At 45.8% G+C, this 13209-nt stretch carries 9 protein-coding genes, 2 pseudogenes and 1 other annotated feature; of the genes and pseudogenes, 5 read left to right on the top strand and 6 right to left on the bottom strand.

What is annotated here, in order from left to right:
* On the bottom strand, positions 1-1577 hold a 1577-nt coding region (locus AC1DUA_RS12050), incomplete at its 3' end, for a GAF domain-containing protein (RefSeq protein WP_477499981.1).
* Between the two features lie 351 nt (positions 1578-1928).
* Here AC1DUA_RS12050 and rpsD point away from each other — a divergent pair.
* Positions 1929-2528, top strand: a complete 600-nt coding sequence (gene rpsD / locus AC1DUA_RS12055) for a 30S ribosomal protein S4 (RefSeq protein ID WP_145656736.1) — start codon at positions 1929-1931, stop codon at positions 2526-2528.
* A gap of 65 nt (positions 2529-2593) precedes the next feature.
* Here the strand turns inward: rpsD and tyrS are convergent.
* Positions 2594-3706, bottom strand: a pseudogene (gene tyrS / locus AC1DUA_RS12060) (tyrosine--tRNA ligase); the annotation flags it as partial.
* A 50-nt stretch (positions 3707-3756) separates the two neighbouring features.
* Positions 3757-4035, bottom strand: a binding site (T-box leader).
* A 128-nt stretch (positions 4036-4163) separates the two neighbouring features.
* On the opposite strand from tyrS, the gene AC1DUA_RS12065 reads away from it, so the two are divergent.
* Both AC1DUA_RS12065 and AC1DUA_RS12070 read left to right on the top strand, forming a co-directional pair.
* Entirely contained in the window at positions 4164-4730 is a 567-nt protein-coding gene (locus AC1DUA_RS12065) for a transglycosylase domain-containing protein (RefSeq protein WP_477499982.1), read from the top strand.
* A gap of 32 nt (positions 4731-4762) precedes the next feature.
* Positions 4763-6916 (top strand): penicillin-binding transpeptidase domain-containing protein, encoded by a 2154-nt coding sequence (locus tag AC1DUA_RS12070; protein WP_477499983.1) that lies wholly within the window; start codon positions 4763-4765, stop codon positions 6914-6916.
* A gap of 143 nt (positions 6917-7059) precedes the next feature.
* Here the strand turns inward: AC1DUA_RS12070 and acsA are convergent, their stop codons facing one another.
* Positions 7060-8784, bottom strand: a complete 1725-nt coding sequence (acsA, locus tag AC1DUA_RS12075; RefSeq protein WP_477499984.1) for an acetate--CoA ligase — start codon at positions 8782-8784, stop codon at positions 7060-7062.
* 221 nt (positions 8785-9005) lie between these two features.
* Between acsA and AC1DUA_RS12080 the strand changes: the two genes are divergently transcribed.
* On the top strand, positions 9006-9644 hold the full coding sequence (locus AC1DUA_RS12080; RefSeq protein WP_477499985.1) for a GNAT family N-acetyltransferase: 639 nt from the start codon (positions 9006-9008) through the stop codon (positions 9642-9644).
* A 73-nt stretch (positions 9645-9717) separates the two neighbouring features.
* The gene (locus tag AC1DUA_RS12085) at positions 9718-10905 is read left to right on the top strand and encodes an acetoin utilization protein AcuC (RefSeq protein ID WP_477499986.1); all 1188 of its coding nucleotides are present in this window, start codon (positions 9718-9720) and stop codon (positions 10903-10905) included.
* A 99-nt stretch (positions 10906-11004) separates the two neighbouring features.
* Here the strand turns inward: AC1DUA_RS12085 and AC1DUA_RS12090 are convergent, their stop codons facing one another.
* The 3 genes and pseudogenes from AC1DUA_RS12090 to AC1DUA_RS12100 all read right to left on the bottom strand — a co-directional run.
* The gene (locus tag AC1DUA_RS12090; protein WP_477499987.1) at positions 11005-11706 is read right to left on the bottom strand and encodes a 5'-methylthioadenosine/adenosylhomocysteine nucleosidase; all 702 of its coding nucleotides are present in this window, start codon (positions 11704-11706) and stop codon (positions 11005-11007) included.
* A 93-nt stretch (positions 11707-11799) separates the two neighbouring features.
* A complete protein-coding gene (gene ccpA / locus AC1DUA_RS12095) occupies positions 11800-12804 on the bottom strand; it encodes a catabolite control protein A (protein WP_477499988.1) in 1005 nt (334 codons plus the stop codon).
* Between the two features lie 178 nt (positions 12805-12982).
* Positions 12983-13209 (bottom strand): annotated as a pseudogene (locus tag AC1DUA_RS12100) (hypothetical protein); the annotation flags it as partial.

The raw sequence follows: 13209 nt of genomic DNA on the forward strand, positions 1-13209 counted from the left end.
TGCTCATCCAGATAGTGACGTGCATAGAGACCGGTTAAATTGTCCGTGATTACCATCCGTTTCACTTCCGCATGCAATGAGGCATTCGTCATGGCCAAACCAATATGTCCAGAAAGCACCTGCAGCAATTTGTAGTTATCATAAGAAAAGAAATTCGGCTTGCTATGCGCTACAAGAATAACGCCCTCTACGCGGCCGTTCACTAAGATGGGTGATCCGATGAGCGACCTGGCGTTGCTTAACTGCATGATCTTCGAATTCACCTTATGGGTTGGCAGGTAGTCCGAAATGATAACGGGTTCTTTCGTCCTGTAGATTTGACCAGAGAAGCCCTGGTCCATCGTAAAAGTCTCATGGAACAATGCAGCTAAATTCGTGGCCTGTACTATTAATTTGTCCGAGTTTTGATCCGTTTGCAATATGCAGCTGAAATCGGCGCCGAAGATGCTTAAAATCTCACTGGAAGCCGAGTTGAAAATCTCGTTCAATCGCAAGCTCTGATTAAGCTGCTTCGTGATTTCATTAATTAGGCGGAGCTCATTAATCATGACATTAGACTGTTCATACAGCTTCGCATTTTCAAATGCTGAACCTGCCGTGTCCGCGAGCAATGAGATGAATTGTAAATCAGTGGCATGAATCAAATCATGCTCAAATTGCATATATAAAACCCCGTACACGCCCTGCTTACCGGATAGCGGCGCCGCTACTTTTCCCGTGCTTGGCCCTTCGCTGCCCTTAGTCGGTTCAAAGACCACGGTGCTTTCCATGAAAGCACGCGTACAAATGTCATTCTCAATACTTTGAAAATTCAAGGGCTTGACAGACAGATTCGTCGAATCATTATCTTGAGAAAGCAGCAAATCCACTTGAATATGCGGATATACTCTGTACATGCATTCAATTGCCTCAGTCAGCACGGAATCAACATCAATTTTGGCATGCAGCTTCTTAGATGCCTCAAACAAAATGTCATGCTTTTTAAAATCAAGCTCTCTTTGTTGATTTTGCAGCAGCAAAAGGTCGTATCTGCGGCGGTCCTCAATGCTTTGTATAGAGCTATGAAATGAAAACGATAAGGTGTAAAGTAATTGGATAAGCTCTTTAGGCTCTGCAAGAAAATGGGAGAATAGTCCCAGATAGGCAATGGGTTGTTTATGTTGGTCCAAGATCGGAATGGCGGCAGCAACAATCGAGTCCTGCCTTGAAATAGCCATTTTTTCACCAGACATCACATGTAATTGGGGAATTGCTAAACACCTAGCTAGAGGATTGTCTTCTCGCTGAGCATAGTTCCAGGACATGCCTGTTTGCGAGAATTCATCCATAAACGGGGCTTTATTTAAACAGGCATTAATGACACGAAGATCTCTATTTACGCACAACAGTGCGGTTTGGTGCGGTAGCATCGCTTGTCCAAATTGATAAACCCAATATTCAAACGCATCTTGCAGCGCTTGATCAGAATTGAATTCTCCATAGGAAAAGTTGCTAGGAAGAACAAGTCCTTGCCGAAGAAACTCTTCGAAGTGCTCTGCCGGGCTATGTTGTTTCATACTACGAAGTGGTTCACTCATAGGCTCTCCTCACTAACAAACTATAGTCCTTTTGATCCAGGCTAAACGTTACCTCATTTATCATACTATTTTTCGACTGTTATTGCACGACATTTTCGATTCGTCCTGACGGATTGAGACTTGACACACGCCCCGCTTTTTAATAAAATTAGAAGTCGAGTAACAACATGATTTCGGTGAATGCCATTTGTGATCACCCTCACTGCTTTTGCTCCTGCCAAGACAGCGGCTGAACTACTCTTGTCAGGGAATCACATTATGATTCGTAAGCAAAACCAGGCACTTGTCTTCACCCTGACATCTAGATGCTATCTACTAAACTATTTGTTAAAAAGAAGGAGTTTTTCCTAAATGTCACGTTATACAGGACCTAAGTTCAAATTAAGCCGCCGCGTTGGTATCTCTTTAAGTGGTAACGGCAAAGACATGAAACGCCCATTCCCTCCAGGTCAACATGGCCCAGGACAACGTAAAAAAATGAGCGGTTACGGCGTTCAATTAAATGAAAAACAAAAACTTCGTCACATGTACGGTTTGAACGAAAAACAATTCCGCAACTTGTTCGATAAAGCTTCCAAACTTAAAGGTATCTCCGGTGAGAACTTCATGATCTTGCTTGAGAGCCGTTTGGACAACTTGGTTTACCGTCTTGGTCTTTCCAACTCTCGTGCAGGCGCACGTCAACTCGTTTCCCACGGTCACGTAACTGTGAACGGCAAAAAAGTAGATATCGCTTCTTACATCGTATCTACAGGTGACGTAATCGCGCTTCGCGAAAGAAGCAAAGGTCTTTCCGCAGTGAAAGAAGCTATTGCTAACCGTAACCACTTACCAACTTACCTTGAGTTCAACGATGCAGCAGTAGAAGGCAAATACATCCGTTTGCCAGAGCGCGCTGAGCTTCCTCAAGAAATTGACGAGAAACAAATCGTCGAGTTCTACAGCCGTTAATAAAACTAAACCCCTGAGGGATTTCCCTCAGGGGTTTTTTTGTGTTTATTTAAACTGCGCTAGGTACGAGCTTGGCGCTTGGACGGTGCAGCCCCTACGGAAATAAGCAGGTCCACCAAAGCCATATCCTCTTGTTCTAGTGTAGAAGACGGAACATCCTTAAAAGCTTCTTCGATCTCTGTGCGAGATAGTTCTTGGATATTGCCACTGAATAAGGCCGTTGTAATATTAAGCGCGCTTTCCAGGGCATCTCCCCCATGCACGAGCTTCGTTACTTCGCGAGCAAGCAATTTCTGAGCTTCTCTTTTCTCAGGTTGTGTTTGGACTTCGACTTCCAATCGTTCAATTTCCTCGTGGCTGATAAACGTGAAATACTTCAGGAAACGAATAACATCGTTGTCCGCCGTGCCTAACCAGAATTGGTAGAACTGGTATGGGGATGTTTTGTTTGCATCCAGCCAAATCGCTCCGCCTTCTGTTTTACCGAACTTTTGACCGTCGCTTTTGGTTACAAGCGGTAATGTTACACCGTAAGCTTTGCTCTCCGTCGTTTTGCCAATAAGCTCAAGCCCGGCTGTGATGTTTCCCCACTGGTCACTTCCACCGATCTGCAAGGAACAGTTTTTGGTTTCGTTCAGCTTCAAGAAATCGTAAGATTGCAGGATCATGTAACTGAATTCAGTAAATGAAATACCTTTTGTGATCCTTGAATCAACGGAATCCTTCGCAAGCATGTAGTTCACCGTAAAGTTTTTACCTACATCGCGCAGGAATTCAATAACATTCAGAGATCCAAGCCAATCATAATTGTTGACTAGCTCCGCACTATTATCGATATCCGATGAAAAGTCCAGAAATCTCGATAATTGACCTTTAATACTTTGTGACCATGCCTCTACGGTTTCTGGCCCGTTCAAGGTTCTCTCATTAGCTTTGCCACTTGGGTCTCCAATCAACCCAGTGCCTCCCCCTACGAGCGCTAGAGGAACGTGACCAGCTAATTGAAAGCGACGCAATGTTAAAATAGGCAGCAAACTGCCGATGTGCAAACTATCTGCTGTCGGGTCAAACCCGCAGTACAACACGACTCGCTCTTCGCTTAACTTCTTGTCCAAGCCCTCGCGGTCCGTAATTTGATGAAGCAATCCACGAAACTCCAAATCCTTCAAAATCGACATGTTCATCCATCTCCTTTTTTATGTGGGTATACAAAAAAGCCTTCTTATCCACAAGGGACGAGAAGACTTGACTCGCGGTACCACCCTAATTAAAACAGCAGTTACGTACATCTATAGGAGAATTATCCGTGTACGGCTAACTATTTTCACTCAAGAACCTGTAACGGGGTTTAATCGGTAAATACTACTAATACAGCTTCTGTTGCTGCAAGTTCCTATTTACTGCTCCAGACCGTAATTCACTAACCTGCAGGTACCGGTTCGCACCCTCCACCGGCTCTCTGAAAGCATCCACAAGCTACCTACTGCTGATCTCTCAACGCATTTGATACAATTTATATCATAAATTTCTGGCAATTGTCAAACCATGTAACCACCTTTCTTCCGCACATCATTACCGCTAGCAGGGCAATTATGGTATACTATTAGGGTTCATGTAAGGAGGATATTGGAACTTATGCGCAATTTTTTCGCCAAAATTAATCGCCCTTGGGTAAGAACGACATTCAAAGTAATAGGAATTACGTTAAAATGGACGCTCATTTCTGTCTTTTTAGCAGGAATCGTAGGCGGCTCCGCAGCATTTGGATATGTCAGTGCACTGGTTAAAAAAGATCCTGTCCGCAGCGAAGAAGCCATTCGTCAGCAGATGCAGGAAAACGCCGTAACCGGCTTTGCTTATTTCAATGACGACACCGTCATTGGACAATTGCGAACCGAAGAAGACCGGCGTCTCGCTCAATTGGATGATATTCCGCAAGTTTTGTTAGATGCTGTTCTTTCTATTGAGGACAAAGACTTCAACAAGCATCACGGAATTGATTTCCGCGGGCTTTATCGGGCAGTCACACAGAAGCTGCTCAATGAAGAAGTCCAAACTGGAGGAAGTACGATTACGCAGCAGCTCGCCAGACGGGTATTCTTAACACTGGATCGAGATGATGGCAAGCTGCTCTCAAATTTGATCTTAAAGCGTCAATGCCATCTGCTGCCCAAAAAGCTTACACCACTTACCCGTATCTGATGATTGAAACGGAACAGGAAGCAGCCGAGATTTTGCTGAAAATTCAAAAGCCAGACCTTGATCCGACCAAGAATCAAGCCGCTTATAGTGAAGCTTTGAAAGGCATACATACCCAGTTGCTACGCGGTGGTTATCAAATTTACACAACGATCGACAAAACGATTTATGATTCCATGCACGAAATCTCAAGCAACGATAAAAACTTTGCACCAAATGATGAGAAAAAGGGCATTGAGCAAGTTGGCGCCATCATGATCGATTCCAAGTCAGGAGCCATCAAGGGGATGATTGAGGGTCGGAACTTCTTCGACGAACAACTGAATCACGCTACACAAGCGTTTAGACAGCCTGGTTCAACGATGAAGCCTATCGCCGCATACATTCCAGCCTTAGAAAAAGGAGCCATTCAACCGGCAAGTATTGTGGATGACATTCCGATTATTCTCAAGGACGGTGTCAAAGGTTTCCATCTGCCAGAGAACTGGGATCACAAGTTCCACGGTTTAATGACAGCCAGAAAAGCCTTGAACCAGTCTTACAACATCCCTGCCATCGATATCTTTTTGAATAAAGTCGGTATTAATGACGCCTGGGATTTTGCGAAAAAGCTGGGTATCACTTCTATTCAAAAAGAAGATTATTACGCCCAAACCGGCGTTATCGGCGGACTAAGTCGCGGTACTTCCGTCAGAGAGCTGACAGGAGCCTATGCTTCTATTCCGAACAAAGGACAATATAATGAAACGTTCATGATTCGCGAAATCAAAGATTCGAACGGTCAAGTTATTTATTCTCATGATCAAAAGCCATCCCAGGTCTACTCCCCACAAAGTGCGTATCTAATTACGGATATGATGAAAACGGTGATTAGCCAAGGTACGGCTACCGATCTAATGAAAAAGTATAAATCTTACGGCAAGATCGAGATTTCAGGTAAAACAGGCTCTACGCAAGATGATGCCGATGCATGGTTCATGGGCTTTACACCGGACATTACTGTCGGTGTTTGGATTGGCTATGATCAACCAATCAATAAGTTATCTGCCAAAACACTGCAAACGAATCACGCCAAAGATGTTTGGGCTTTAATCATGAATAAGACGATTGAGCAGAAGCCTGATCTCTTCCCTACCAAAACGTTCGCCAAACCTGATGGTATCGTATCGGCTACCGTATCGAGCTTGTCTGGCAAGTTGCCAAGCGAATTAACAATGAGCTCGAATCTTCAAGTGACCGATATTTTCAACAAGAAATACGTGCCTACGGAAGTTGACAATGTCATGGTGCGGATGAAAATCAGCTCCTATAACGGCTTGAACTACATGGCACAGGATCAGACACCAGTCGATTTCGTCCAAGAAAAAACAGTTATTAAACGCCAGAAATCGATTTCCCAACTGCTCAAAGAAGTCCAGGACGCTATGAACAAACTTCCTGAGAAGAGCAGAAAGCCAATCGATAATTACAAACCGACCGATTATGATGATGATGCTCCTTCTGAAGCTGACCCAAGGGTTGATGACGGCAAAGAGCCAACAGCTCCAACGAACATAGCAGCAACGAAGTCCGGGGAAACGGTCTCCATTACATTCCAGCCAAGCGCGAACTCGGATATAGTCGGTTACCGCATCTATCGTTCGGATAACCACGGCAAGTTCCAACTATTAGGCGGCAAGGTTGTATTAGCCGGTGCGGATTCGAAGTTTGTCGATACGATCCCTGCATCAAGCTTAATGGGATACTACGTGACTGCTGTCGATGTAGCGGGCAAAGAATCAGTGCCAAGTCGCTCGTCCTATACGGACGGAAGCTCGCTTGATTCATTATTTGTCCCATCTGAAGAGGGCACACAAGTTCCTGGTTCAACCACTTCTCCTGATGGCGCAACTGAACCACCATCCCCGACAGCGAAGGATGCACCAGGTGCTCCAACCGGGATTAAAGCCAAAGCAGACGGAGCAGGCATTACGCTCTCATGGAAAGCAAATGCTGCGAAAGAGAAAGTCAAGAAATATAACATCTATTTTAGCAATAAGGAAAAAGGCACCTATACCAAGCTCGGCTCGGTAGACGGTGGCACRGAATTTCATTATTATGCAGCGGCGTACAATGGATTCTACAAAGTAACGGCCATCAATGACTCAGGGGAGTCCAAACCATCTGCTTCCATTGCCTATAATGAATAAGAAAAGAACCTAGTGATGATTATCATCGCTAGGTTTTTTTCTGTACGTGAAATTGAACGCAGTTGCCACCTAAAGAAAAATGAACAAAAGGCTGCCTTAGCAGCCATTCCTGACCTACTAAGACAGCCTATGTTGGATAATCCTTAGTCTTCAATCGTTGATAAGTCGCCAGTTGGAAGATTGAGCTCCCAAGCTTTTAGGACACGGCGCATAATTTTGCCGCTACGTGTCTTCGGCAGCTTGTCTTTGAATTCAATTTCACGAGGAGCAGCATGTGCGGAAAGTCCTTCTTTTACAAATTTGGAAATGTCCGCTTTCAGCTCATCGGATGGAGTGAATCCTTCACGCAGTGCGATAAATGCTTTGATGATTTCGCCGCGCATCGGATCAGGTTTGCCAATTACCCCAGCTTCTGCAACGGCAGGATGCTCAACAAGCTTACTCTCAACCTCGAACGGACCCACCCGCTCGCCAGCTGTGTTGATTACATCATCAACGCGGCCTTGGAACCAGAAGTACCCTTCTTCATCTTGATAAGCTGAATCACCAGATACGTACCAGCCTGTTAATCTGAAATATTCTTCATACTTGGACGGATTGTTCCAAATTTTGCGCATCATTGACGGCCATGGCGTCTTGATGGCCAGGTTACCCATCCGGTTCGGAGGCAAGACATTCCCTGCATCGTCAATAATAGCCGCTTCAACACCCGGAATCGGACGTCCCATGGAACCAGGCTTAATCGTCATGGATGGGTAGTTACAGATAAGCTGTCCACCTGTTTCGGTCATCCACCATGTGTCATGAATCCGTTGGTTGTACACTTTGAGTCCCCAACGAACGACTTCCGGGTTTAGTGGCTCACCAACGCTCAGCACATGACGAAGCGACGAAAGATCGAAACCGGACACAACATCATCACCAGCGCCCATCAACATACGGAAGGCTGTCGGTGCGCTATACCAAACGGTTACTTTATATTTTTGCAGCGTATTATACCAGTCCTGAGGACTAAAACGTCCTCCACGAATTACGTTCGTAGCCCCATTCAACCATGGTGCAAAAATCCCGTAAGAAGTTCCTGTTACCCAGCCTGGATCAGCTGTACACCAGTAAATATCGTCTTCTTGGAGATCCAATACGATTTTACCCGTATAGTAATGTTGAATCATCGCATTCTGTACATGGAAAACACCTTTGGGTTTACCAGTTGAACCGGATGTATAATGAATAATGAGCCCATCCTCACGGTCCAACCACTCGATTTCAAGTTCCGAAGAAGCCGCTTCCATCTCTTTGTAGAAATCAACATGGCCTTCTGCAGGCTCCACATTTTCACCAACAACGATGATGTGTTTCAGATTAGGAAGTTCACTCGAAGGAACCCGGGAAAGCAAGCTTGGCGTCGTCACAATCGCAACGGCTTCACTGTCTTCCAGACGATCTTTCACGGCAGTTTCCATAAAAGCTTCAAACAAAGGCCCTACTACAGCCCCTACTTTCAGCGTTCCAAGCAAGGCATAGTACAGTTCAGGCGTACGTGGCATGAAAATAAATACGCGCTCACCTTTGCCGATGCCAAGACCACGAAGCACATTACCGAACTGATTGGATCTGTCTTTCATCTGTCCAAATGTTACGGCCTCTTCTCTTTGGTTATCGCTGTAATACAGAGCAACCTTATCCTTCCTCGACGATTCAGCATGACGATCAATGGCTTCATAAGCCATGTTCACTTTGCCAGTTTCATACCAGGAGAAGCTCTTTTCGATGTCTTTCCAGTCAAAATTTGCGTGTGTTTCCTCATAATTTTTCATGTTAGGATTTGCAGCTACCGCTTCAACGAGTTCGACTTTCATTTGATCCATGTACGTAAAACCCTCCTCACGAGATAAACCGCTTTCATTTTACTGATGTTTTCGAGCAAAATGTGATCGATTTTTGACATATTCTATTATATCACACGAAGAATTATTCGCCTACGCCTAAGTTCAGCTTTTATTTCCAAATAAAAYTTGGTATAAAGGGACTATGACCTAACGGAAAAGGAATCATCATCATGCTGTTTTTCAAAAGGAGAGCTAAGGTTATGCAGCATACCAAAATATATCACTCATTTCGCCTGCGCGCAGCTCCCGATCAACCAGAAATTATGATAGAAGGTCCTGTTTCTGCTGAGAGCTTGCAAAGTCTCACAATGCATAGCAAATTAGATGCCTTCCGTAGACCTAAGGAACAACTGGAAGCGCTAATTGAAATTGCGGAATTACCTGAGGGCCGAATCATCATAGCCAGAGACGGCGCTACCATTGTCGGGTATGTCACCTTCCATTATCCAGACGAAATAGAACGGTGGTCACAAGGCCATATGCAGGATTTGATAGAGCTCGGTGCTATAGAAGTTGCGGATGACTATCGCACCATGGGGCTCGGCAAGCGGATGATTCGCCTTGCTTTCGAGGACGAGCAGATGGAGAATGTCATATGCTTCACCACGGAGTATTATTGGCATTGGGACTTGGAAAATAGCAAGCTCACCGTCTGGGAGTACCGACAAATGATGGAGAAGTTGATGAAAAGCGTCGATATGATCTGGTTCGCTACGGATGATCCTGAAATCTGTTCGCACCCAGCCAATTGTTTAATGGTCCGTATTGGCAAGCAAGTGCCAATATCATCTGTGGAGCAATTTGATCGCATTCGTTTTCAGCAGCGCTTCATGTACTAAGATAAATTAGACTAATCTTTGAATTTATAGAACTTCAAGCAAGCATGTTAGCTCATTCGGGGGAATGTGAGATATGAACAAGAAGACATCAAATCCTGTCTTTATCTATGATGACGAAGAAATTCACTATAAATTTAATGAGGATCATCCCTTTAACCAAGACCGTCTTGTGATGACGGTGGATTTGTTGCGCAAAGCCGGTGCGCTTCCGGACAACGCTCTCTGGACGCCTCGTGTCGCAACAGACAGCGAGCTGCTGTGGGTTCATGCACCGGCTTATATCGAAGCCGTGAAAGCCCTTAGCGCTTCCGTGCCAGAGGATAGATGGGCCAAAGAAGCGGCACGCTTCGGACTCGACACCGATGACACGCCTTTCTTCCCCGGGATGCATGACATCACGGCGAAGATCGTAGGCGGCTCTATTACCGCTGCAGAGCTGGTCATGTCTGGTCAGGCCCCGCACGCCCTTCATCTGGGYGRCGGGCTGCATCACGCACTGCAGAGCAAGGGTGCGGGCTTCTGCGTCTACAACGACGCTTCAGCGGCGATTGCTCACGCCAAAGAGACGTACGGCGCAAAGGTGCTGTACGTCGACACGGACGTGCATCATGGGGATGGCGTACAGTGGAGCTTCTACGCCGATCCCCAGGTATGCACGCTGTCCATTCATGAGACGGGGAAATTTCTATTCCCCGGCACAGGAGCCGTGAACGAACGTGGGGAAGGCGACGCGTTCGGAACAAGCATTAACATCCCGATGGAGCCTTACACCGAGGATGAGTCGTGGCTGGAATGCTTCGGCGAGGTGCTGACCGAGACGATCGCCCGCTTCCAGCCGGACGTTATTATCTCGCAGCATGGGTGCGACGCCCATGCGTTCGACCCGCTCGCGCATGTGCACTGCTCCATGCGCGTGTACAAGGCTATGCCCGAGCTCATCCACTCCCTTGCGCACCAATGGTGCGAAGGGCGGTGGGTTGCGCTCGGGGGCGGCGGGTACGACATCTGGCGTGTCGTACCACGGGCTTGGAGCCTGCTCTGGCTCGTGATGAGCGAGCAGGCTGTTATGCCCCAGCTGGCGGCGCAGCCGCAGCTGAAGCTGCCCCAGGCGTGGCTGGACGCCTGGCAGAGCAAGAGCCCGGTCCAGCTCGTGGATACGTGGCTGGACCCTGTGGATGCTTGGGCGCCAATTCCGAGGCGCCAGGTCATTACCGAAAAGAACCGGCAAACGAAGGATCTCTCAATGATGTATTTGAAGTAAAGGATACAAAAAAAGAGTTAAGCAAGTTGTACATGCTTAACTCTTTTTAATGCTCTCTTGTGCAACTGCAACTGACTCTTTTCCCCAAGCCCCACTTAACTACAGCTGCTTCACAATTTCCTCAACCATCTTATAAGAATTCTCAGATGCTTGAACCGTGAATTCTGCAAAGTTCACATGAGCAGAGCCATCTGCTTTATCAGACATCGAGCGAAGCACGACGTATGGAATAGCATTCATGGAACAAACCTGTGCAACAGATGCTCCTTCCATTTCCACACAAACACCGCCAAGCTCTGTATTGAGGCCAGCTACGACTTCACGGCTAGCAATAAACTGGTCGCCGGAGAGCACTCTCCCCTTTTTCACTTTACCTGCAAAAAGCTTCTCACCGGACGCAACCGCCAATTCCACCAGCTTGCTATCCGCTTCAAAAATAGATTTCGCTTCATAAGGAATGATGCCTCGTGCGAATCCGAGCGGTGTAACATCCATGTCATGCTGCATGCATTCACTGGAAACGACAAGATCGCCGATATTCAGTTCGGGATCCAATGCACCAGCAACACCTGTGAATATAACGGCTTCAACACCGAATTTATCGATTAAAATTTGCGTGGTTACGGCAGCGTTAACCTTCCMTACGCCCGTGCGGCAAACGACCACTTCTTTGCCGAAATACGTCCCTTCTCTGAAGGTAATTCCCGCTTTCACTGTTTCACGCACATTCGTCATATGCGCAACAAGTAGTTCAATTTCTTCATTCATCGCACCGATTAGTGCAAGTTTGTTCCAAGTCATTTCATCGATCCTCATTTCAGTTATGTATAATGGAGAAAACCTCTAAGCGGCGTCATCCTCGAAAGGAATAGTTCGTTTAGAGGCTTAAGTTCACTAGGCTTGTGTAACAGAGTTACGATTAATCACTTCATGCGGTAAAATGACCTGCATGTTATCCGTTGATTCTTTATTCATCAACTTCGTCAGTAAACGCATTGATACCGCTCCGATATCATACATCGGTTGGGCAACTGTCGTAAGCGTCGGTCTTACCATGGAAGCCATGCGAATATTATCCACACTGATTACAGCAATATCCTGCGGTACTTTAAGTCCGCTATCTTGAATCGTGTGAATGGCGCCAATCGCCATTTCGTCTGTTGCTGAGAAAATTGCGGTTGGACGAGGTGAAAGCTCCAAGAAATATTTGACAGCGTCGACACTGGATTCATATCGATAGTTACCTATACGAACATACTCATCACGCAGCTCAATTCCTGCTGCATCGAGTGCTTTCTTGTACCCTTGATAACGCGCGAATCCATTAGCTGGATCGTGTAAAGTTCCGGAAATCATCGCAATGTCGCGATGTCCCGCTGCGATTAACACATTAACAGCGTCGAATGCGGCTTTCTCATGATCAATATCCACGGAAGGCATCGTTTGCGCCTCGTCCTTCGTTCCACACAAGACAACGGGAACGGAAGAGGTGCGGAAAGCTTGGATATGATCTTCTGTCACAACGCCACCCATGAAGAGCAAGCCATCGACTTGTTTTTCCAAAAGTGTGTTAATAACGCGAATTTCTTTTTCCTTCTTCTTATCCGCATTACACAAAATAATATTGTAGTGATACATATTCGCAATATCTTCAATTCCACGTGCTACTTCAGCGAAAATTGAGTTCGAAATATCGGGAATGACGACACCAACAGTTGTCGTTTTCTTGCTTGCCAAACCTCTTGCCACCGCATTAGGGCGGTAACCGAGACGTTCAATGGCTTCAAAAACCTTCTTACGCGTTTGTGGCTTTACGTTCGGATTGTTGTTTACAACCCTAGAAACGGTTGCCATGGATACGCCTGCTTCTCTAGCTACATCATAAATGGTTACGGTCACGGTTACTCTCTCCATTTTCAAAAGTATTCTGCGAGCCTAGTATATTACCGTTATGATACGACAATTTAATCCATCTTGCAATGAAAAATGAAAATACTTTGAAAATAATTTCATTTTGTTTTCAAAAGTTGCACAAATATGTACAAAAGCCAATCCATAAAGGATTGGCCGCATGCGCTTATGTCGAAATTGCGCTCTGTGTGATTTGAGATAGCCGTTTGCGAATTTCTTCGGTCCATGGCTCATCACCAAGCGATTGTGCCAGCAGTAAGATGTCCAGAAGCTCATTTATACGTTCTTCTACAATCTTTTCCATGGAATCATTCATATGTTCTTTCTCAGTGACTTTAAGCAGCAAGAAAGCCACTTCCGATAGCTCGTGAAAAAACAGCTGCTGCTTCTCAG

The organism is Paenibacillus sp. 01T422 (assembly GCF_056398785.1).

Excerpts from the sequence above, each read along its gene's own strand:
- AC1DUA_RS12080 (WP_477499985.1), top strand. The coding sequence starts at position 9,006 with ATGCAGCATACCAAAATATATCACTCATTTCGCCTGCGCGCAGCTCCC.
- AC1DUA_RS12065 (WP_477499982.1), top strand. The coding sequence starts at position 4,164 with ATGCGCAATTTTTTCGCCAAAATTAATCGCCCTTGGGTAAGAACGACA.
- acsA (WP_477499984.1), bottom strand. The coding sequence starts at position 8,784 with ATGGATCAAATGAAAGTCGAACTCGTTGAAGCGGTAGCTGCAAATCCT.
- rpsD (WP_145656736.1), top strand. The coding sequence starts at position 1,929 with ATGTCACGTTATACAGGACCTAAGTTCAAATTAAGCCGCCGCGTTGGT.